Annotated in this window: 20 protein-coding genes; 11 read left to right on the top strand and 9 right to left on the bottom strand. The window is 71.0% G+C overall.

The annotated features are described in order from the left end of the window. The first annotated feature begins 156 nt into the window (after window positions 1–156). The 4 genes from MHY30_RS08190 (at window position 157) to MHY30_RS08175 (ending at window position 3906) form a co-directional block, all read left to right on the top strand. Window positions 157–765 carry a TetR/AcrR family transcriptional regulator gene (locus MHY30_RS08190; RefSeq protein WP_239276380.1) on the top strand — a complete coding sequence of 203 codons (609 nt, stop codon included), beginning with the start codon at window positions 157–159 and terminating at the stop codon, window positions 763–765. Next, window positions 762–1391 (top strand): hypothetical protein, encoded by a 630-nt coding sequence (locus MHY30_RS08185; protein WP_239276378.1) that lies wholly within the window; start codon window positions 762–764, stop codon window positions 1389–1391. The genes MHY30_RS08190 and MHY30_RS08185 overlap by 4 nt, the downstream gene beginning before the upstream one ends. Next, complete coding sequence (locus MHY30_RS08180) at window positions 1388–3283, top strand: YhgE/Pip domain-containing protein (protein ID WP_239276377.1); 1896 nt, start codon at window positions 1388–1390, stop codon at window positions 3281–3283. Before MHY30_RS08185 ends, MHY30_RS08180 begins: the two co-directional genes overlap by 4 nt. An 80-nt stretch (window positions 3284–3363) precedes the next feature. Then, a complete protein-coding gene (locus tag MHY30_RS08175) occupies window positions 3364–3906 on the top strand; it encodes an SRPBCC family protein (protein ID WP_239276376.1) in 543 nt (180 codons plus the stop codon). 24 nt (window positions 3907–3930) lie between these two features. Here the strand turns inward: MHY30_RS08175 and mnhG are convergent, their stop codons facing one another. From mnhG to MHY30_RS08140, 7 genes are all read right to left on the bottom strand, one after another. After that, the gene (mnhG, locus tag MHY30_RS08170; RefSeq protein WP_239276385.1) at window positions 3931–4305 is read right to left on the bottom strand and encodes a monovalent cation/H(+) antiporter subunit G; all 375 of its coding nucleotides are present in this window, start codon (window positions 4303–4305) and stop codon (window positions 3931–3933) included. 2 nt (window positions 4306–4307) lie between these two features. Continuing rightward, window positions 4308–4574 (bottom strand): monovalent cation/H+ antiporter complex subunit F, encoded by a 267-nt coding sequence (locus MHY30_RS08165; protein WP_239276375.1) that lies wholly within the window; start codon window positions 4572–4574, stop codon window positions 4308–4310. Then, window positions 4571–5185: a Na+/H+ antiporter subunit E gene (locus tag MHY30_RS08160; protein ID WP_239276374.1), complete on the bottom strand. Its 615-nt coding sequence runs from the start codon at window positions 5183–5185 to the stop codon at window positions 4571–4573. The genes MHY30_RS08165 and MHY30_RS08160 overlap by 4 nt, the downstream gene beginning before the upstream one ends. Further along, on the bottom strand, window positions 5182–6738 hold the full coding sequence (locus MHY30_RS08155; protein ID WP_239276373.1) for a Na+/H+ antiporter subunit D: 1557 nt from the start codon (window positions 6736–6738) through the stop codon (window positions 5182–5184). Before MHY30_RS08155 ends, MHY30_RS08160 begins: the two co-directional genes overlap by 4 nt. Next, entirely contained in the window at window positions 6735–7370 is a 636-nt protein-coding gene (locus tag MHY30_RS08150; RefSeq protein WP_239276372.1) for a Na(+)/H(+) antiporter subunit C, read from the bottom strand. The genes MHY30_RS08155 and MHY30_RS08150 overlap by 4 nt, the downstream gene beginning before the upstream one ends. Then, a complete protein-coding gene (locus tag MHY30_RS08145) occupies window positions 7367–10297 on the bottom strand; it encodes a Na+/H+ antiporter subunit A (protein ID WP_239276371.1) in 2931 nt (976 codons plus the stop codon). Before MHY30_RS08145 ends, MHY30_RS08150 begins: the two co-directional genes overlap by 4 nt. Before the next feature lie 95 nt (window positions 10298–10392). Further along, complete coding sequence (locus MHY30_RS08140; RefSeq protein WP_239276369.1) at window positions 10393–11442, bottom strand: LacI family DNA-binding transcriptional regulator; 1050 nt, start codon at window positions 11440–11442, stop codon at window positions 10393–10395. A gap of 78 nt (window positions 11443–11520) precedes the next feature. Here MHY30_RS08140 and MHY30_RS08135 point away from each other — a divergent pair, with 78 nt between their 5' ends. The 6 genes from MHY30_RS08135 (at window position 11521) to MHY30_RS08110 (ending at window position 16516) form a co-directional block, all read left to right on the top strand. After that, window positions 11521–12762, top strand: coding sequence for a sugar MFS transporter (locus MHY30_RS08135; protein WP_239276368.1), 1242 nt, complete (start codon window positions 11521–11523; stop codon window positions 12760–12762). A 9-nt stretch (window positions 12763–12771) separates the two neighbouring features. After that, complete coding sequence (gene nucS, locus MHY30_RS08130) at window positions 12772–13467, top strand: endonuclease NucS (RefSeq protein WP_239276367.1); 696 nt, start codon at window positions 12772–12774, stop codon at window positions 13465–13467. Between the two features lie 48 nt (window positions 13468–13515). Continuing rightward, a complete protein-coding gene (locus MHY30_RS08125) occupies window positions 13516–14217 on the top strand; it encodes an HAD hydrolase-like protein (RefSeq protein ID WP_239276366.1) in 702 nt (233 codons plus the stop codon). Continuing rightward, complete coding sequence (locus MHY30_RS08120) at window positions 14210–15385, top strand: hypothetical protein (protein ID WP_239276365.1); 1176 nt, start codon at window positions 14210–14212, stop codon at window positions 15383–15385. Before MHY30_RS08125 ends, MHY30_RS08120 begins: the two co-directional genes overlap by 8 nt. A gap of 99 nt (window positions 15386–15484) precedes the next feature. Beyond that, window positions 15485–16159 (top strand): type 1 glutamine amidotransferase domain-containing protein, encoded by a 675-nt coding sequence (locus tag MHY30_RS08115; RefSeq protein ID WP_239276364.1) that lies wholly within the window; start codon window positions 15485–15487, stop codon window positions 16157–16159. A 60-nt stretch (window positions 16160–16219) separates the two neighbouring features. Then, on the top strand, window positions 16220–16516 hold the full coding sequence (locus MHY30_RS08110; RefSeq protein WP_239276363.1) for a putative quinol monooxygenase: 297 nt from the start codon (window positions 16220–16222) through the stop codon (window positions 16514–16516). Here MHY30_RS08110 and MHY30_RS08105 read toward each other — a convergent pair. Both MHY30_RS08105 and MHY30_RS08100 read right to left on the bottom strand, forming a co-directional pair. After that, the gene (locus MHY30_RS08105; RefSeq protein WP_239276362.1) at window positions 16499–17392 is read right to left on the bottom strand and encodes a LysR family transcriptional regulator; all 894 of its coding nucleotides are present in this window, start codon (window positions 17390–17392) and stop codon (window positions 16499–16501) included. The genes MHY30_RS08110 and MHY30_RS08105 overlap by 18 nt on opposite strands. Before the next feature lie 67 nt (window positions 17393–17459). Then, entirely contained in the window at window positions 17460–18332 is an 873-nt protein-coding gene (locus MHY30_RS08100; RefSeq protein WP_239276361.1) for an N-acetylglucosamine-6-phosphate deacetylase, read from the bottom strand. Window positions 18333–18405: 73 nt separating this feature from the next. On the opposite strand from MHY30_RS08100, the gene MHY30_RS08095 reads away from it, so the two are divergent. Further along, entirely contained in the window at window positions 18406–20469 is a 2064-nt protein-coding gene (locus tag MHY30_RS08095) for a bifunctional lysylphosphatidylglycerol flippase/synthetase MprF (RefSeq protein ID WP_239276360.1), read from the top strand. Window positions 20470–20472: the final 3 nt, after the last annotated feature.

Genomic DNA, 20472 nt, shown 5'->3' with positions numbered 1-20472 from the left:
CACCCACCCCCATGCTGCCACCCCGGGGGCACTGTCCCCCCCCGGCGCGACGCCCCATTTGTTGGCCCCGCCGGCACGCCTCGGCGACAAATCTTGGCGACTCGCGCATGGAGGGAACTTGCACACGGGAGTGCAAGATAGGCGTAGGGTGGCGGGATGAGCATGACCGCCCGCCGCCGTGACGCCGTTGAGAACCGCGCCGGCATCGTCGACGCCGCCACCGCTGTCATCGGCCACGACCCTCGCGCCTCGATCGCCGACATCGCTGCGCGCGCCGGTCTTTCGCGCCGCGCCCTCTACGGCCACTTCGACGACCGTGACGCCATCCTCCGGGAGGTGATCGCCACCGGCGCCGCGAGATTCAACGTGATCGCCGACACCATCGACGATCCCGATTCGCGGGTCGCTCTCGCCCGCCTGGCCTCGGAGCTGTGGCGCGAGGCCGCGCACGTGCAAGCCGCGGCGGCCCTCGCGCTCGACGACACGCACCTGCCGCAGACCTCGGCGGCGCTCGCGCCGCTGCGGCGGCGCATCGACGCGATCGTCCGCCGGGGACAGGAGGCGGGTGAGCTGCGCACCGACCTCCCCGCACCGACGCTCTCGCGCCTGCTCGAAGAGACCGGCCGCATGGTCGTCGCCCGGGTCGACGCGGAGTCGGCGAGCGCGCGCGGCATCGCGGTCACGGCGGTCCTCGGCATCGCCGGGCTGTCCTGGACCGAGGCCCGCGAGCTCCTCACGCAGCACCCCGACCTGGAGGCGGAATGAGGATCGTCCTGGATGCCGTCGCGAAAGGACGCGCGCACGGCGCGCTCCCCGAGACCTCCACGCTCTTCGAGACCGGGCGGGCGACCCTCGTCGTCGCCGAGACGGAGCAGCGTCCCACGGTGCTCGGGCTCGTGGCATCCGGTCGCATGAAGATCGACGCGGGATCGGTCACGATCGACGGGCGCACCGACGCCGGGGCGATCCGTCGCCGCGTGGCTCTCGTCGACGCCCCCGTCGTGTCGGAGCCGGAGCCGAACGTCACCGTCATCGGCGTGGTCGCCGAGGAGCTCATGTTCGCCGGTCACGCGCCGACGCCGTTCGCCGCACGCCGTTGGCTCGAGGGGTTGGGCCTCGCGTCGCTGGCATCCCTGCCGATCGGCAACGTGGACGCGGCGGAACGGGTTCGGCTGCTCCTCGAGCTGGCCGTGCTGCGCCCGGGCGTGGAGGGCCTCGTCCTCGTGGCGCCCGACCGGCACGGTGGCGAGCCCGCCGCGTGGTGGCGCATCGCCGAGGAGTTCGCCGAGCGCGGCTACGCCGTCCTGGTCGTCGCGGGGCACGCCTCGCGCACGGCTCTCGCCGATCGCGTGCCGGCTGAAGCAGCCGCGAGCCGGGAGGAGAGTCGATGAAGGTCCCGCAGATGATCGCGGCGGAGCTCCGCCGCCTCACCTCCACGCGGATGTCGGTCCTCGCCCTCGTCGCGCTGCTCGCCGTGCCGATCCTCTACGGCGGACTGTATCTCTGGGCGAACCAGGACCCTTACGGCAACCTCTCCCACGTGCCCGTCGCGCTCGTCGTCGACGACACCGGCGCGCAGATCAACGGCACGTCGCGCAACCTCGGGGACGAAGCGGCCGGTGAGCTGCTGGACAGCGATACGTTCGAGTGGCACCGGGTCAGCGCCGACCAGGCCGCGAGCGGACTCGAGCGCGGTGATTTCGACTTCATCGTCACGGTTCCCGCCGACTTCAGCGACGCCGTCGCCTCCCTCGCGAGCGATTCGCCGCGCCAAGCCTCGATCGAGCTGCGCACGAACGACGCCAACAACTACCTCGCGTCCACGATCGGCTCACAGGCCGTCGCGCGCATCCAGACCTCGGTCGCGCAGAAGGTCGTCGACGAAGCGGGGCGCAGCCTGCTCGACGCACTTCACACGATCCGGGTGAATCTCGTGGATGCCACGAGCGGGGCGACGCAGCTCGTCGACGGCCTCGGCACCGCTCGGTCGGGGTCGTCGCAGCTGGCATCCGGATCCGCTCAGCTGGCGGACGGCACCGCGCAGCTCTCGGACGGGGCCGCGCAGTTGCGTGACGGCACCGCGGGGCTGCGCGACGGGTCGGCGCGCGTCGCCGACGGAGCGCAGCAGGTCGCGGGCGGCGTGGACCGCATCGACGCGGCGGCCCGTCAGGTCGGCACGATCGCGGGGGATGCCGCGGCCCAGCTGCCGCAAGCGAGGTCTGACATCGCCCGGGCCTTGGCGGACGCGGGCCTCGATCAGCAGCGCATCGACGAGATCCTGGCGCGGCTGGATCCTGTCGGCGAGCGCCTGGAGGCGGCGAACGCGCGCGTGCAGGACACCGTGGCACAGATCGACCGCCTCGATGACGGCGCGCGACAGGTGGCCGACGGGAGCGCGGCTCTCGCCTCCGGCGCGGCGACCGCGGCCGGTGGAGCGTCGACCCTGGCGGACGGCGCGGCATCGGCGGCATCCGGTGCGGCGCAGCTGCGGGACGGTGCGAGCCAGCTCGACAGCGGGATCGGGCAGCTCTCCGACGGCGCGACGCAGCTGCGCGACGGACTGTCGTCGGGTGCGGACCAGATCCCCGACTCGGACGAACAGACCCGGCAGGCTCAGGCCGACACGATCGCCGACCCCGTGAGCGTGGGCACGTCGTCGGTGACCAAGGCGCAGAACTACGGCGCGGGGCTTGCGCCCTTCTTCGCGGCGCTGGCGGGGTGGATCGGGATCTACGCCCTCTTCCTCATCGTCAAGCCCGTCTCCAAACGGGCGGTGACCGCCCTCCGCTCCCCCGTCCGCATCACCCTCGCGGGCTGGCTCACGCCCGCGGGGCTCGGCGCGGTGCAGATGGTCGGACTCTTCACGGTCCTCGCCGTCGCTCTGCAGTTCTCGTTCGCCAACCCGCTGGCCGCTCTCGGCATCCTGCTCTTCGCCTCGGCGACGTACGCGGCCATCGTGCTCGCGCTCAACGTGTGGCTCGGGTCGGTGGGACAGTTCCTCGGCCTCGTGCTGATGGTGCTGCAGCTCGTGACCGCGGGCGGGACGTTCCCGTGGCAGACCCTCCCCGGCCCCCTCGCGGCCCTGCACCACGTGCTGCCGATGGGGTACGTCGTGGATGCCATGCGGCAGGTCATGTACGGAGGAGACCTGGGCCGCGTGGGCCCTGATCTGCTCGTGCTCGGGGCATGGCTCGTGGGGGGTGTGCTCATCGCCGCGCTCGGCGTGACACGCATGACGCACCACCGCACCCTGCGCGATCTCCAGCCGAGTCTCATCGGGTGATGCAGCACGCGCGGCCGTCGAGCGCGCGCACACGGCCGCGGCGTCATAGGGTCGGAACACGACGACCGCGAAGGGATGCCATGGCCGCCCGCAACACCCGCCTGATGCGCTGCACGCCCGACGATCTGTTCGCCGTGCTCTCCGACGGCTGGCTGTACCCGGTGTGGGTCGTGGGAGCAGCCCGGATGCGGGACGTCGACCCGGAGTGGCCGCAGGAAGGCGCCCGCATCCATCACTCCCTCGGCATGTGGCCGGTCATGGTGCACGACACCACCGAGATGGTCGAGTGGGATCCGCCGCGGTGCGTCCGTCTGCGCCCGAAAGCGGGGCCCCTCGGTCGCGGCATCATCCGCTTCGACGTGCGAGCGCACGGCGACGGGATCGCGGTGACCATCGTCGAGGAACCCGTGACGGGGCTGCCGGCCGCGCTTCCCGGCCTCCTGTGGCGACCGGTGCTCACGCTCCGCAACCACGAGTGCCTCAACCGGCTCGCCTTCCTCGCCGAGGGGCGTCGTGAGGAGCGCGAGCGCGGCGAACTCGAGGCACGGCCCGAGACGCCGAATCCCGCAGAAGGGGCGCCGTCTCCGCAGGCGGAGAGCGATGCGCGGGAGTCCGACATCTGACGCTGCGGGACTGCCCCTCAGCGGTCAGTTCTCGGGGCGCGAGGGGGCGGCGATCGAGCCGCCTTCCTCGGTGCGGTGCTGCAGCTCGTCGACGTAGAGACCTGCCTCGTCCATCGTGCGGTTGCGGTACGCGGCGCGCCCCACCATGTGCGCCGCCAGCGGCGCGGTGGCGAACTGGATGAGCACGATCGGGATGCCGAAGGCCACGGCCTCCCAGGTGCGCAGCGACAGGGCCACCGCGGTCACGATGAGCAGCACACCGAGCACCTGCGGCTTCGTGGCGGCGTGCAGCCGCGAGGGGACATCGGGCCAGCGCACCAACCCGAGCGTGGCGGTCAGACACAGCACCGCACCGATCAGCACGAGCACGAGCGCGACGACGTCGAGCACGGATTCCAGGGTCACCGGGGGTTCTCCTTCCGCGCGACGAAACGGGCCACGGCGATCGACCCGAAGACGCCGACCGCGGCGATGGCGAGCATCACCGGAAGCGACCGGGTGTGGTGGTTGATCACCATGTCGGCCCCGAGGATGCACAGCACCTCGGTGAGCAGCACGTCGGCCGCGACCGCGCGGTCGAGGATCGACGGGCCGATGACGAGCCGGATCAGCGCGAACACCGCGGCGACGGCGAACACGATGAGGATGACGACGACGAGGGCGGTCATAGCGGGGTCCGTCCGTCGCGGGGCGAGGACGCCCCGAGGTGGGCGTGGTCGTCGGCCTCCGCGATCTGCCGACGCAGGTCGGCGAGCTGGGCACGGGATCCGACGGCCCGGGTGATGCGCGCCTCCCACCCGAGCACGACGCGCCGCTGGTGCTCGGCGTCCTCGTCGCTGCGGATGCCGATCGTGTGGAGGAACAGTGTGCGCCCCTCGCGGTCGACGTCGACGATGAGCGAGCCCGGGATGAGCGAGGCGGTGACGGCGGTGTGCGCCATGATGACGTCGTCGTCGACGCGCAGCGGGACCGCGATGATCGCCGCGCCCGGCGCGCGACGGAAGTCGAGAACCTGCCACGCGACGACGAGCGAACCGCGCACCACCGCGCCGAGGAACGTCACGACGAACACGAAGCCGTACCAGACGTTCAGCCGCCCGGACAGGTCGACCGGGGGCAGCCGGAACACGCGTGTGACGAAGACCGCAGCCGCAAGCCCCGTGATCAGGGCGAGCCAGGTCAGCTGACCCCACAGGAGCATCCACAGGGCGACGAGGATGATGAAGAACGGCAGTTGGTGCAGGAAGAAGCGGACCTGTGACCGCCGTGACGGACTCATTGCTCGCCTCCCTCGTCTTGCAGCTGCACCAGCGTGATGCCCTCTGCGATGCGCTCACCGGCACGCAGGCACACGTCGATCAGGGGTCCGGCGAAGACGGTCAGCGCGAGGGTGACGGCCACCATCCCCGCCGTCGCGGCGGTCATGATGCGCGGGATGGTGCGCCGCTCGGTCGAGATGGCCGCGGCGGGCGCGTTGCCGAGGTACGCGATCCGCTCCATCGTCTCCGTGGAGTCGTTCTCCTCGCGCCAGAACGACAGATTCCATGCGCGCATGAGGGCGTACAGCGTCAGGATCGAGGTCGCGATTCCGCCCACGATCATCACCATCATCACCGGTGTTCCCACTTCGGCCGCGGCGTCGAACAGGGCGTACTTGCCGATGAAGCCGGAGAAGGGCGGCAGACCGCCGAGGTTCACGGCCGGGATGAAGTAGAGCACCGCGAGGACGGGTGCCGCACGCATGAGCCCCTTGACCTTGAGGATCGACGTGCTGCCGGCCCGACGCTCGATCAGCCCCACCGCGAGGAACAGCGTCGTCTGCACGATGATGTGGTGAACGATGTAGTAGATCGTCGCGCCCACCGCCAGCGGGGTGTTGATGGCCAGGCCGAACACCATGTAACCGACGTGGCTGACCAGCGTGAACGACAGGATGCGCTTGAGCTCCGCCTGCGCGACGGCGCCCAGGATGCCGACGATCATGGTCGCCAGCGCCACCATCATCAGCACGAAGTTCAGGTCATTGTCGACGAAGAGCTGCGTCTCGGTGCGGATGATCGCGTACACGCCGACCTTGGTCAGCAGGCCCGCGAAGACAGCCGTGACCGGTGCCGGTGCCGTGGGGTAGGAGTCGGGCAACCAGAACGACAGCGGGAAGACGGCCGCCTTGATCGCGAAGGCGAGCAGCAGCAGGAGGTGCAGGATCGTCTGGGTGTCCTGCGGCAGCAGCGCCATCCGCTCGCTGATCTGGACCATGTTCACGGTGCCGAGCGCGCCGTACACCATCGCGATCGCCGCGAGGAAAAGGATCGACGACACCAGCGACACGACGATGTAGACGACCCCCGTGCGGATCCGCGACTCGGTGCTCCCGAGCGTGATCAGGACGTAGGAGGCGACGAGGAGGATCTCGAAGCCCACGTAGAGGTTGAACAGGTCGCCCGCGATGAAGGCGTTGAAGATGCCCGCGCCCAGGATCAGGTACGCCGGGTAGAAGATCGACACCGGGGTGTCCTCGTCGTTGTCGGCGGCGCCCTGGCCGATCGAGAACAACAGGACCGCCAGCAGCACGACGCTCGTGACCACGACGAGGAGAGCGGCGAGCACGTCGACATAGAGGACGATGCCGAGCGGGATGTCCCAGCCCGCGATCGCGACGGCGATGGGGCCGGTGGTGTCGACCGCGACGAGCAGGATGGCCGCGAGCACCGTCACGGTGGTCAGAGACACCACCGAGACAGCGATCTGGAGCTTCTTCCGCCGACCGAAGATGAGGTTGACGGCCGCCCCGATGAGCGGGATGCCGACGAGCAGGGGAACCAGGGCGCTCACGAGCGATCACCGTCCTCGGGGTCGCGGGCGTCGCCGTCGGCGCCGAGTTCACCGTCGTCCGAGCGGCGTTCGTCGCCCTCGGGGCGGCGCGTGTCGCCCTGCGGGCGGTCCCGTCCGACGGCCACCCGGTCGACGGGGGCGTCGTTCACGAGCCGGGACATGTCGCCCTGCTGGAGGATGCGGATGGGAGAGACGATGTCGCCGACGAAGTCGGTGGTCACATCCTCGTCGTCGGAGCGCGATTCGTCGTCGATGGCATCCTCGGGCTCGGCCGCCGTCCGCGTACGGATGGCGACGTCTTCGGCGTCGTCGATGACGGTGTCGGCCTGGCCGAGCTGCCAGGAGCGGTAGATGAGTGCGAGGAGGAACGCCGAGATACCGAAGGTGATGACGATCGCGGTGAGCGCGAGGGCCTGGGGGAGCGCATCGGACATGTCGGCGGAATCGGTCTCGCCGTCGTAGAACGGCGCGACCCCCGGCTGCCCCATGACGATCAGCAGCAGCAGGTTGGCGGCGTTGCCCAGCAGCAGGAACCCGATCAGCACACGGGTGAGGCTCCGCTCGAGCATGGCGTACACGCCGCACGCGAAGAGCACCGCCATGACGACGATGAGGACGAAGGAGACGCTCACGGTGTCGTCACCGCCCCGGTGTCGGCCGAGTCCTTGGACTGGCGGTCGACCTCGGCACCGAGGCTGCGGAGCACGTCGAGCACGAGGCCGATGACTACGAGGTAGACGCCGATGTCGAAGATCGTGCTGGTGACGAACTCCCAGTGCCCGATGAGCGGGAGATCACCCTCGAACGTGAAGCTCTGCAGGGGCGCGTAGCCGAAGAGGAGCGGGACGATCGCGCACAGCACCGCGATGGCCATGCCGGCACCGAGCAGGCGCCCGGCGTCGGTGGGCGCGGCGGCACCCAGTTCCCACCGTCCGCCGGCGATGTAGCGCATGACGAGGGCCATGCCCGCGACGAGACCCCCGGCGAATCCGCCGCCGGGCAGGTTGTGGCCCGCGAACAGCAGGTACAGCGACACGATCATGATCGCGTGGAACAGCACCCGGATGATGATCTCCATCATGATCGAGCGGTTCTCGGGCTGGACCTTCGCACCTGAGACCAGCCAGGCGCGTGGGGCGTCGGTCTCTCCGGCGCGCTGCGCGCGCACGCCGCTGTCGGTCTCCACCAGGGGGCGACGGCGCCCGAGGCCGACGCGGCTGCGTGAGGTTCCCGACTGGCGGGCGAGGTTGTCGCTGCGGTCGGTGATGAAGACGAGGGATGCCACGCCCGTGGCCGCCAGGATGAGCACCGAGAGCTCTCCCATCGTGTCCCACCCGCGCAGGTCGACGAGGGCGACGTTGACGACGTTGCGCCCGTGACCGATCTCGTATGCCAACGGAGGCCACTCGAGCGAGATGGGCAGCTCTTGTCGCGCACCGGTGGCGACGATGGCCACGAGCGCCATCGTCAGCCCCACTCCGACGCCGAGCGCAGCGCGGGCGAGAGGCGCCACCGACGCGTTGTGCTCACCCATGCGAGCGGGAAGGCGCCGCAGCACGAGAGCGAAGGCGACGAGTGTGATGGTTTCGATGAGCACCTGGGTCAGCGCCAGGTCGGGCGCACCGCTCGTGCCGAACAGGACGACCATCCCGAGCCCGGTCACCGAGACGAGGGCGACACCGGTGAAGCGCTTGGGCGCCCGCACGGCGAGGATGCCCGCGGCGATCATGATGGGCGCGGAGATGAGCTGCGCGGGCGACTGCCAGGCATCCAGCTGCGCACGCCACTCGTCGGAGGCGAGGAGCGCGGTGCCCTCCGCGACGACCAGCACGATGAAGATGGTGCCGACGTAGAAGGGCAGCGATCCGCGCTGGAACCGCGCCGTCGTCCACTCGGACGTCCGGTCCACGCCCCGCACGGACAGGTTGTACACGTCGTTGGCGGTGAAGGGCAGCAGCCGCCGGCGGCGGTGGAGCTGGGTGCGGCGCACGAGCCAGAAGATGCCGGCACCCAGAGCGAGCGTTCCCAGCGACAGGAACAGAGCCGGCTCGAGACCGTGCCAGAGGGCCAGGTGGTACGGGTACCCCGGGGCGGGCACCCCCGCCGTGGCCTCGGGCAGGCCGTCGGCGTACGGCGTCAGCCACACGTCGACCACGGGTGCGAGGAAACCGAGCGCGAGCGAGGCGCCCGCCAGCAGGACCGGCGAAGCGAGGAAGCCGATGGGCGGGTCGGGCCAGTCGGTGCGCGGCGTCGAGCGCTTGGTCCAGAACGCGCCCCAGAGGAACCGGATGCCGTAGGCCGCCGTCAGGGCCGACCCGGCGACGACGCCCACCAGAGCCACGATCCCCCACCCCGCACCGCCGGTGGCCTCGTGCCACAGCGCGGTCAGCGCGGTCTCTTTCGCCACGAAGCCGAGGGTCGGGATGACCCCCGCCATCGAGGCGATGGCGATGAAGGACGCGGTCGCCATGACCGGCGCCTGACGCCCGAGCCCCGAGAGTTCGCCGATATCGCGCGTCGACAGCTGACGGTCGATGACGCCGACGACGAGGAACAGGCACGACTTGAACAGCGCGTGACTGAGGACCAGGACGACGCCGGCGAGAGCGGCATCCCTCGTGCCGTAGCCGAGCATCACAATCAGGAAGCCGAGCTGGCTCACGGTGCCGAATGCCAGGATGCGCTTGAGGTCGCGCTCGCGCAGGGCCTGGAACCCGCCGAGCAGCATCGTGAAGACCCCGAGCGCGATCAGCGTCGGTCGCCAGAAGGGGGTGTCGGCGAATCCCGGAGCGAGGCGCGCGACGAGGTAGATTCCGGCCTTCACCATGGCCGCCGCGTGCAGATACGCGCTCACGGGTGTCGGTGCCGCCATGGCTCCGGGGAGCCAGAAATGGAACGGGAAGATGGCCGACTTGCTGAGGGCGCCGACCAGCAGCAGCAGCACCGCGGAATCGACGACGGGACCGACCGGGGGATCGGCGAGGATCTCCGACAGGCTCGTCGTCCCGGCCTGCACCACGATCAGCACGACACCGATCAGCATGACCAGGCCACCGAGCGTGGTGACCAGGAGAGCCTGCAGCGCAGCACGCCGGCTCGCGGCGCGCCCGTGGTAGTAGCCGATGAGCAGGTACGACAGAACGCTCGTGACCTCCCACAGCATGATGAGCACGACGATGTCGTCCGTGAGGACGAGGCCGTACATCGCGCCGGCGAAAGCCAGCAGCACGGCCGAGAACTGCCCCACGCCGTGGGTCTTGCCGCGGAAGTACCAGCGGCAATACAGCATGACCAGGGCCCCGACGCCGGTCACGATGAGCGTGAGCAGCCACCCGAGGACGTCCATGCGCATGGACAGCGAGACGTCGAGACCCGGAATCCAGGAGTATTCCTCGTAGGGAATGTCACCGGCGAAGATCCCGGGCGCGAGGACGATCGCGTACGCGAAGGCCAGCGTCGGAAGGAGAGCCGCGACGTAGAACGCCCGCGGGCCGATGCGAGCGACCAGGATCGGCAGGATCAGGGGGACGACGACGAAGGCGCCGAGGAATGCCAGCACGGTGGGGCCTCCTCGGGGTCGACGGGCGAATGCCCGGGCTCTCGGGGTGTCGCGTTCATTCTACCCGGAGCATCTTCCCTGCCAGCCCGCAGACCTCATGTGCTAGGCGGTGACGCGGTCGTCGTGCCCGCACGGAAGGCGCACGTCAGGTCGAGGCCGGCCGGCCGCGATCCTTCGAGCATGGCGGCGACCGCCTCTCCGGCGGCGCGCCCTTTGGCCGTCGCCGGCTGCACCAGGGTGGTGAGCACGTGCGGCGCCAGTCCGTCCACGACGATCCCGTCGAAACCCGTCACGCTCACGTCGCGCGGCACTTCGAGCCCGGCCTCTTCCGCCGCGCGGATGACCCCCGCGGCCAGGAGGTCGCTCTGTGCGATGACGGCGGTGGGCCGGCGTTCGGGGTCCGCGAAGATGGTTCGACCCGCGATGGCCCCCTCGTCGATCGAGCTGCCGGCCGCCGCGAGCGCCGGCGCGTGGGGGAAGACCTGCCGCGCCCCCGCGAGACGGTCGACGGTCACGTCGACTCGGGCCTCGTCGTCGCTTCCGAGCCAGCCCCGACGTCTCTGCGCGTCGAGGGGGAGCGTCACGATGACGACATCGCGATGTCCGAGATCGGCGAGGTGACGTGCCGCCTCTCGCTGCGCCTCGACGTTGTCGAGCAGCACGCGGGGGATGTCGCTGCCCGCGTCCCCCTCGACCACGACGACCGGGATGCCGCGAGCACGCACGATCTCCAGCGAGTCGCGCAGGCGCGTGTTGCAGCCGATCAAGACGGCGGCGTCGATGGGGGCGGTGTGCAGCGAGGGCTCGCTGATCGTCTCGCCGTCGTCGCGCAGGAGGAGGAGCGCGGCGCCGAGCCGCGAAACGCCCTCGGCGAGGCCGTCCATCATGTGGGTGGTGACGGGATCCTGGAACGCCGTTCCCAGATGCTGGTCGAAGACGACGCCCACGATGCCCGATCGTCCGCGCCGGAGTGACGCGGCTCGGGGGTCCGGTCCGGTGTAGCCGAGCTTCTCGGCCGCCGTGATCACGCGTGCCCGCGTCGCTTCCGACGTGGGTGTCTTCCCGCTGAAGACGACGGATGCCGTCGACACGGAGACGCCCGCCTCGCGGGCGACGTCGCTGATGGTGGCGCGGCGCGTGCTCACCGCCCGATCGTACCGCGCCCTCGCGAACATCTCTCGAATCGATTCGATTCCTGTGCGTCCCGTCGATATCGTGGCGGTATGGACTCGACCCTCACCCGCTCGCGCCTCGTGCGCTGGTACATCGCGATCTGCGCGATCTTCCTCGCGAGCGGGCTGAGCATCGCGACGTGGGCCTCTCGCGTCCCCGCCATCCGCGAATCGCTCGGCATCGAGAACTCGGGGGTGGGCCTTCTGCTGCTCGGGATGGGCGTGGCATCCATCAGCGGACTGACGGTCGCGCCGGCAGTCATGGCGCGGCTGGGAGCCCGGCGGGGCATGCTCGCGGCCCTGCTGTGCGTGGCGGTGGGCGTCGTCGTCATCGGGTTCGGGTCGGACGTCCTGCAGCTGTTCGGCGTGGCTCTCGTGGGGCTGGCCCTGTTCGGGTTCGGCAACGGCGCTGTCGACGTGATGATGAACGTCGAGGGCGCGGCCCTCGAGAAGGCGACGGGGCGCACCGTCATGCCGCTCCTGCACGCGTTCTTCAGCTTCGGCACCGTCATCGGTGCGGGCATCGGCTATCTCGCCGTCCTGGGCGGTGTGTCGGTGGTCGCGCACGCGGCCGCGATGGGCATCGTCATCGCCGTCGTCGCGTTCGCCGCGATCGCCAACGTGCCCCCGCGCGAGAGTGCCATGGACGCCCCGGCCGACGAACAGCGCGCCCACTGGCGGGAACGGCTCGCCACCTCGCTGTCGGCCTGGCGCGAGCCGCGCACCTACACTCTGGGCGTCATCATGCTCGGCATGGCCTTCGCCGAGGGCAGCGCGAACGACTGGCTCCCCTCGGCGGTCGTCTTCGGGCACGGCGCCCCCGAAGAGGCGGGACCTGCCGTTCTGGCGGTGTTCTCCGTCGCGATGACGGCGGGGCGCCTCGCCGGCGGCCCGGTCGTCGACCGCTTCGGGCGCGTGTGGGTGCTCCGCATCCTCGCGGTCACCGCGGCCGCGGGCCTGCTGCTGTTCATCATCGCCCCCTTCGGACCGCTCGTGTACATCGGTGCGGCGCTGTGGGGTCTGGGCGCCTCGCTCGGCTTCCCCATCGGCATGTCGGCCGCCGCCGACGACCCCGCCAAGGCGGCTTCCCGCGTGGCCGCCGCCGCGACGATCGGCTACGTCGCGTTCCTGTGCGGACCCCCGATCCTCGGCTGGATCGGAGACCACATCGGCCTGCTGAACACGTTGTTCATCGTGGTCGGGCTGATCGTGGCATCCGGGCTCTTCTCCGGGGCGGCCAAGCCCCTCACGGTTCCGGAGAGCGAGAACGAGACGGTCGGCCGGCGCGATTAGGCTCGTCGGGTGCGTCTCGTCATCGCTCGTTGCTCCGTCGACTACACCGGTCGCCTCAACGCCCACCTGCCCCTGGCCACGCGTCTGCTCGTGCACAAGGGCGACGGATCGCTGCTCGTGCACTCCGACGGCGGGTCGTACAAGCCGCTGAACTGGATGAGCCCCCCGTGCACCCTCGCGATCGAGGAGCCGGACGAGGATGCCGCGAGCGTCGGCGTCACGCAGCAGTGGCGCGTGACGCACAAGAAGTCGGGCGACGCCCTGGTAGTCAAAATCTACGAGGTGCTGCACGACACCGCGCATGATCTCGGGGTCGACCCCGGACTGATCAAGGACGGCGTCGAAGCCGACCTGCAGAGACTGCTCGCCGAGCAGGTCTCGGTCGTCGGCGAAGGGCTCACACTCGTGCGCCGCGAGTACCCCACCGCGATCGGCCCCGTCGACCTGCTGTTGCGGGACGACAACGGCGGCACGGTCGCGATCGAGGTCAAGCGCCGCGGCGACATCGACGGCGTGGAGCAGCTCACCCGTTACCTCGAGCTGCTCAACCGCGATCCCCTGCTCGCGCCGGTCAGCGGGGTGTTCGCCGCTCAGGAGATCAAGCCCCAGGCTCGCGTGCTCGCCACCGACCGCGGCATCCGCTGCCTCACCCTCGATTACGACGAGATGAAGGGCATCGAGTCCGGAGCACCGCGCCTGTTCTGACCGCCCGGGGCTGCGTTCCGGGCTCGCACCGGCCGGTAGCGTGGAGGCATGCCCCTGCGCTCTCCCTGGTCCTGTGTCTTGTGGGACGTCGACGGGACTCTCGTCGACGCGTCCGAGGGGATCCTTCGCCGTCTCACCATCACCCTCGAACACTTCGGTCTGAAGCCGCCCACGCGGGGGGAGCTGTCGCACTGGATCGGCCCGCCGATGTTCGAGTCGTTCCAGGTCAACGTCGGGATGACGCCCGACCAGGCGACCGAGGCGGTCACCTTCTATCGCGGTCTGAACAAGAGCGAGGGCTACACCGTCAGCGCCCAGCTCTACCCGGGGGTCGCCGACATCATCCGCGACCTCCACGCCGCCGGCATCCCGCAGTCGACCGCCAGCTCGAAGCCCGAGGTGCAGGTCGTCGCGCTCATGGATCACTTCGGATTGGCGCCCGACCTCGAGGCCACCGTCGGCGCGTCGCCGGACGAGCGCACGCTGAGCGCCAAGTCCGACATCGTGCGCGAAGCGTTGCGACGGCTCGAGGTCCGTGGGTATGACACGTCGCGCCCCGTGCTGATCGGGGACCGTCACCACGATGTCGAGGGCGGCGCGGATGCCGGCGTGCCGGTGATCTTCGTCCGCTGGGGGTTCAGCTGGCCGCACGAAGCCGACGGCGCTCAGGCCGCCGTCGACAGTGCCGACGAGCTGCGCGCCCTTCTGCTGGTCTCCGACGAGGCCCCGGGCGCGCCCGACGGTGTCTGACGTCCCCTGGACTCTCCCCGCCGCGATCGCGCTGCTCGCGGCGCTGATCATCGTCGGGGTCGCGACGGTCGTCGTCCGCGTCCGACGTCGATCCCCTCGCGCCGCCGCGGCCGCAGCCCATGCGCGCGCGGCCGCGGAGGCGGTGCTGCTGCGGCTCGACGACGCAGCGAACGCGCTCGACGTCGCATTCGAGGCGGCGGCGGCCGACGATGCGCCCGCGGAGCTCCGCCGCGCCCGCGCCGCTTCCCTGCGGGGCCGGGACCGTGGCTTCGAGGAGGTGGCCGCGCTCGCGACCTCGACACGACTGCCCGCCCAGCGTCGAGTGGACGCCGTCCGGCTGCGCGACGACCTCGAGCGGCGGATCACCGACATCGACGCCACCCGCGCCCGCCTGTCGGAGTGGATTCGTGCGCACGGCAGTCCTGCATCGCGCGCCGCCGCCGCGCGTGCGCGACGGGAGGACATCGCGCGGACGTCCGGTGATCCCGCCCGCCTCGTGACAGAGGCCCGGGCGCGGTTCGACGACGGGGAGTGGACGGATGCCGACCGCGCCGACCGCGAGGCCCGAGCGGCGCTCGCTCGAGCCGACGCGGCACTGGGGACCCCGGACGCCGCGGACGCGGAGGTCGTCGAGGCGACCATGGCGCTGCGCCGGGCGGAGCGCCTGTTCCGGGCGGTCGAGGACGCCCACCGCTTCCTGCTGCAGGCGGCGGAGAACGCGGCGGCGGAAGTGTCGGCCGCGGAAGCCGAGATCGCGACCGCGGTGGAGATCGCGCAGACCCGACCCGACGAGTGCGTGCCCGATGCCGTCGAACGGCTTCGCGAGGCGGGCGCCGAGCTCCGGGCTGCGTCGGCGGAGCTCCCGCGCCGCCCGCGCACCGCCATCGAGGTCGTGGCTCGCGCGCGCGAGACACGCGACGAGGTGCTTCGCCAGGCCCCGAGCGCCCGCCGGCGGCTCGAGGCCGCCCGCGCCGCCTTGCCGGGAACCCTTGCGTGCGCACGGTCGGCCGTCGCCGCCGCGGAGGCTTTCGCGAACGCGCCGTCGATCGAGCAGCGGCTGCGGCTCGAGCTCGCCCGGCGCGAGCTCGCGGCGGCCCGCTCCGCCGCCGACCCCTTCCAGGCGCTCGCGTCGGCCCGCGCCGCGTGGCACGCGGTCACGGACGCCTGAACCCCGGATCGCCGATACCGGGTACCGACGAATCGGTTACCGCAGCGCCGCGCGCGATGCGTACCTTCGCTGTTCGACCCCCACGAACAAGGAGAGAAGATGACCGCCAAGACCGTCCTGATCGTCCTCACCAGCCACGACTCGTTGAACGGGAAGCGCCCCACCGGGTACTACATCGGCGAAGCGGCGCACCCCTGGAAGGAGTTCGTCTCGGCAGGCATCGACGTCGAGATCGCGTCCATCGCCGGAGGCGAGCCCCCGCAGGACGGCCGCGATGAGACGGATGCCGTCCAGAACGCCTTCCTCACCGATCCGAAGGTCGCGGCGGCGTTGGCGGACACCCCCGCCCTGGCCGACGTCGACACCTCACGGTTCGACGCGATCCTCTTCGTGGGCGGACACGGCACGATGTGGGACTTCCCCACGACCGAGGCCGTGGGGCTCGCGGGACGCGACATCTATGAGCGCGGCGGCGTCGTCGCGGCCGTCTGCCATGGCCCCGCCGCCCTGGTGAACATGACTCTCAGCGACGGGACGCCCCTGATCGCCGGCAAGCGCGTGGCGGGATTCACCAACGCCGAGGAAGAGGCCGCGGGCGTGACGGAGGACGTGCCTTTCCTCCTCGCTGACGCCCTCACCGCGCGCGGCGCCGAGCACGTCCCGGCACCGAACTTCACGGCCAACGTGATCGTGGACGGTCGTCTCGTCACGGGCCAGAACCCGCAGTCCGCCACGGGCGTGGGTCGCGAGATCGTGGCTCTCCTCGCCGCGTGACCCCCGGGCCCGGCCACACAAGTCCGTGGCCGGGCCGTATCCGCAATGGGAGGATTTGCCATGACCTTCATCTGTTCCGCTCGATGGACCACCACACCCGACGCCCGTGATCGTGTGCTCGACGCGCTGATGTCGCTCGCGGCGGCATCCCGACAAGAGCCGGGCAACCTCGCGTACGTGGTCCACGTCTCCGACGAGGATCCCGGCGTGCTGCAGATCTTCGAGAACTACGTCGACGAAGCGGCGTTCGACGCCCACGTGGCGAGCGAGCACTTCCAGCGCTGGGCGGTCCGAGAGGCGATTCCCCTCCTCGTCACGCGCGAGCGGGCATTCTCCCGCTCAGTCGACGCGGTCTGAGAACACCCGTGCCGCCTCGTCGACCAGTTCGGCGAGGCGGTCGGTGCGGGGCGCCCTCCCCGGTCGCGCACGTCGACGCGCCACGTACAACGTGTTCAGCGGTGGGTCCGGCGGCTGAACGGGGTCGACGAGTCGTCCCGAGCGCAGGTACGGCTCGGCGAGATAGTGCGGCAACACCGTCATCCCCCTCCCCTGCGCGGCGAGGGCCCCCAGCACCCGGAGGTCGGGCACGACGGCGGCGATGGTGAGGTCCGTCGGACGGCGTCGGAACACCGTCCGCCAGTACCGCCGGATGATCGGGAGCTCCTCCGCGTAGGCCAGCAGGGGGACCGTTTCCGGGCGCGTGGCGAAGTCCTCGGCACGGTCCGGCGTCATCAGCAGGACGAACTGCTCGTCGAAGAACGGCCGGAACTCGACGCCCGCCACCCGCGGCTGGATCGCGCTGATCATCACGTCCAACCCTCCCGTCGTCAGCGTTTCGAGGAGTGGTTCGGCTTCGCCGAACTCGACGCGCAGCGTCAGGTCCGGCGCAACACGGGTGACGTGCGGCAGGACGACCTCCGAGACGAACTCCGCCGGGCCACCAAGCAGAATGGTCTCCCGCGCGGCGGGTTCTCCCCGTGTCGCTTCCACCGCGCTCACCGCGGCGTCGATCTGCGCCCCCACCCGCGCCATGAGCTGCCGCCCCCGAGTGGTGAGGACGACTCCGCGCGACGAGCGCTCGAACAGCCGGAATCCCAGCGACCGTTCGAGCGAGGAGATCTGGTCGGACACCGTCGACTGCGTCGACCCGAGATCGGCCGCGGCGGCACTGATCGACCCCGCGCGCGCGACGGACACGAAGGTCACCAACGAATCGAGCGACGTCCGTCCCATCTTTTCCCTCCGCGCGGTGGTCGGTCCCCACAAGACTGCCAGGCGCGCGCGGAGGGTGCCGCGATCCTCAGCCGCGGTCTCCGGCGAGGACACCGGCGGGCACCGTGCTGATGGCCGCGCGCACCGCACCCTCGGGCACCCCCGCCCGCAGGCACACCTCGACAGCGCGGTCCAGGGTGAGCGTCGACCCCGCCAGCGTGTCGGTTCCGCGCAGAACGGGCCGCCCGTCCGTCACCTCGACGGCGCGACCGCCCAGCGTGAAGGTGCCGTCGCCGAGGCCGGTCGCCGACATGGCATCCGTGACCAACGCCACCCGACCCGGCGCAGCGTCGAAGAGGGTGCGGATGAGCGTCGGGTGCACGTGCACCCCGTCCGCGATGAGCTCGAGCACGACGTCCTCGCGATCGAGGGCGGCGCCCACCGGGCCCGGATGCCGATGGTGCAGGCCGGCCATCGCGTTGAAGGCGTGCGTGAGGAGGCGCGCGCCGCTGTCGAACGCGGCCAGCGCCTCCGCGTAGCTCGCCTCCGTATGCCCGACGGCCACGACGACCCCCGCGTCGGTGAACGCACGGACGGCCGCGAGCGCCCCCGGGAGTTCCGGAGCGATCGTGACCTGGCGCAGGATGCCGTCCCCGGCCGCCAGCAGGCTGTGCACCGCTTCCGTGGTCGGCGGAGTCAACGCCCGGGGATCATGCGCACCGCATCGGTCGGTGGCGAGGAAGGGTCCTTCGAGGTGCACACCGACCGCGCCCGGAACGTCGGGCAGGATTCGGCGGAGCTCGGCAAGTCGGTGCACCAGCCGCTCGATGGGCGCGCTGACCAGGCTGAGCATGACGCCGTCGCTGCCGTGCTCGCGGTGGAACGCCACCGCGGCCGTCACCCCGGTGACGTCCGCGTCGTCGAACGAGTGCCCGAGGGCACCGTGGCAGTGCAGGTCCATCGCCCCATTGTTCTCCCGTACGGCCGCTCGTCCCAGACTCGGTCTGCGTGGCACGTGCCCTATCGTGAGCGGCATGGGGGAGAGAGACACCTTCCGTCGCCTCACCGTCACCGTCCGACGCCTCCCGGCCACGGTGGCGCTCGCGCTCGTGCTTCTCGGCGTCGGCGTGGCATCCGCGGGCCTGTGGTCGCCGTTCGCGTCGTCGCCGTTGCACGACGCCGTGGCGTACGGTCTTCCGGCCCTCGTGGACGGGCGCTGGTGGACTCCCGTGACGGGGACGTTCTTCGTATCGCTGCCCTGGCTGTACGCACCGATCCTCGTGGGCTTGGTCGGCATGGGGTACCTCGAGTTCCGTCGCGGCTCGCTCGTGGCGCTCGCGTACTTCGCGGGAGGGCAGCTCGGCGCCGTGCTGCTCGCGTCGGGGGTGTTGTGGCTGGCGGCTCTGCTGCCGTGGCCGTGGGCGCAGGAGCAGGCGGCGGCGCTCGACGTCGGGCCCTCCGCCGGGGTGATCGCGTGCCTGGCGGGGGCGGTGTCGACGCTCCCCTCCCCCTGGCGTCTGCGCGCGTGGACCGTGCTGGTCGCCGCGGTCTCGGTCACCTTCCTGTACTGGGGGTCGCTCAACGACCTCGAGCACGTGATCGCGGTGGTGCTCGTGCTCGCCGTGGACCGGTCGCTGCGCCCCCAGCGCGTGTCGGTGCGCGAGCAGCGGCTCATCGCGTTCGTGCTGGTGTGCGGGCTCGGGGCGATCGATGTCCTGACCTACGTCAGCCCCACGACGGGCCCCTTCGGCAGCTCCGCCCCGATCTCGGGGTCGTGGGCGGATGTCGCCCTGAACACCGTCATCGTGCTCGCGGTCGCCACCGGCGTTCGGCGGGGCCGGCGGTGGGCGTGGGTGCTGGTGGTGGGATACGGCATCCTGAACGCTCTCCTTCTCGTCGTCGTCGTTGCGCTCGTGCTGATCGTCGGTGTCGTCGACGTCGAGGGAACGGTCGATGTCGACCTGACGATCACGCTCGCCTCCTCGACGACCTGGGTCGTCGCCCTCGTGTACCTCGTGCTCGTGCGCGCCGCGTTCCGGGCGCGCCCTCGCGCCGCCCTGGGCGACACTCCCGCACCGAGCGTCGACGACGTGAAGGCCGAGCTCCGCGCCACGGGCGGCGGCACGCTGTCGTGGATGACGACGTGGGACGGCATGTCGTACGCACGGTTCGGACGCGGGATCGTCGCCTTCCAGCGACGGTCGGGCGTCGCTCTCGCCCTCGGCGACCCGCTGGGTCCGCCGGACACCCGGGCGGCGACCGTTCAGGCGTTTGTCGCGCACGCGGAGAACGCCGGCCTCGCGCCCTGCTTCTTCAGTGCCGGGGAGGCGACGCGCGCGGCCGTCCCCGCGGGATGGCGGAGCATCGTGGTCGCCGACGACACGATCGTGGATCTGCCGGGACTGCAGTTCACCGGCAAGGCGTGGGGTGCGGTGCGGACGTCGTTGAACCGCGCGGAGCGCGAGGGCATGACGTTCCGTCTCTCGCGCCTCGCCGACGAGTCGTGGGGGGTCCGGCAGCAGCTGCGCGCGATCTCGGAAAGCTGGGTGGGCGACAAAGGGCTGCCCGAGATGGGCTTCACCCTCGGCACGCTGCACGAGGCCGGCGACCCGGAGGTGCGAGTGGCGTTGGCCGTGTCACCCACCGGTGACGTCGACGGCTTCCTGTCGTGGTTGCCCGTGTATGGCGACGGACGCGTGCGCGGATGGACGCTGGATCTCATGCGGCGCCGCGACGGCGGCTTCGGACCCGTGATGGAGTATCTGATCGGGTCGTCGGCACAGCGCTTCTCGACCGAGGGCGCGGAGATCATGTCGCTCTCGGGTGCCCCGCTCGCGCACGAGTACCCGCCGGATGCCGGGGCGATCGCCGCTCTGCAGGAGCGCATGGCCGCACTGCTCGAGCCTGTCTACGGGTTCGCGTCGTTGCACCGGTTCAAGCAGAAGTTCCACCCGCGCTACGAGACGTTGTACCTGCTGTACCGCGACGAGGCTGATCTTGCCCGCATCGCCGCAGCGCTCACCCGAGCCTTCCTGCCGCACGCGTCCCTGCGTCAGTTCGCCGCGGCCGGAAGAGACCTCGTCCGACCGGAGCGGTGAGCA

It is taken from the genome of Microbacterium sp. ACRRU, from assembly GCF_022346945.1.
GTDB lineage: Bacteria > Actinomycetota > Actinomycetes > Actinomycetales > Microbacteriaceae > Microbacterium > Microbacterium mcarthurae.
The sequence above is the reverse complement of the archived record's forward strand: the minus strand, read 5'-3'. Positions and strand labels throughout refer to the sequence as shown.

What these genes read in the sequence shown, in the direction of transcription:
- MHY30_RS08165 (WP_239276375.1), bottom strand. Translation starts at nt 4,574, where the DNA reads ATGACCGCCCTCGTCGTCGTCATCCTCATCGTGTTCGCCGTCGCCGCG.
- MHY30_RS08180 (WP_239276377.1), top strand. Translation starts at nt 1,388, where the DNA reads ATGAAGGTCCCGCAGATGATCGCGGCGGAGCTCCGCCGCCTCACCTCC.
- MHY30_RS08190 (WP_239276380.1), top strand. Translation starts at nt 157, where the DNA reads ATGAGCATGACCGCCCGCCGCCGTGACGCCGTTGAGAACCGCGCCGGC.
- MHY30_RS08135 (WP_239276368.1), top strand. Translation starts at nt 11,521, where the DNA reads ATGGACTCGACCCTCACCCGCTCGCGCCTCGTGCGCTGGTACATCGCG.
- MHY30_RS08175 (WP_239276376.1), top strand. Translation starts at nt 3,364, where the DNA reads ATGGCCGCCCGCAACACCCGCCTGATGCGCTGCACGCCCGACGATCTG.
- MHY30_RS08115 (WP_239276364.1), top strand. Translation starts at nt 15,485, where the DNA reads ATGACCGCCAAGACCGTCCTGATCGTCCTCACCAGCCACGACTCGTTG.
- MHY30_RS08125 (WP_239276366.1), top strand. Translation starts at nt 13,516, where the DNA reads ATGCCCCTGCGCTCTCCCTGGTCCTGTGTCTTGTGGGACGTCGACGGG.
- MHY30_RS08110 (WP_239276363.1), top strand. Translation starts at nt 16,220, where the DNA reads ATGACCTTCATCTGTTCCGCTCGATGGACCACCACACCCGACGCCCGT.
- MHY30_RS08105 (WP_239276362.1), bottom strand. Translation starts at nt 17,392, where the DNA reads ATGGGACGGACGTCGCTCGATTCGTTGGTGACCTTCGTGTCCGTCGCG.
- MHY30_RS08095 (WP_239276360.1), top strand. Translation starts at nt 18,406, where the DNA reads ATGGGGGAGAGAGACACCTTCCGTCGCCTCACCGTCACCGTCCGACGC.
- MHY30_RS08185 (WP_239276378.1), top strand. Translation starts at nt 762, where the DNA reads ATGAGGATCGTCCTGGATGCCGTCGCGAAAGGACGCGCGCACGGCGCG.
- MHY30_RS08160 (WP_239276374.1), bottom strand. Translation starts at nt 5,185, where the DNA reads ATGAGTCCGTCACGGCGGTCACAGGTCCGCTTCTTCCTGCACCAACTG.
- MHY30_RS08100 (WP_239276361.1), bottom strand. Translation starts at nt 18,332, where the DNA reads ATGGACCTGCACTGCCACGGTGCCCTCGGGCACTCGTTCGACGACGCG.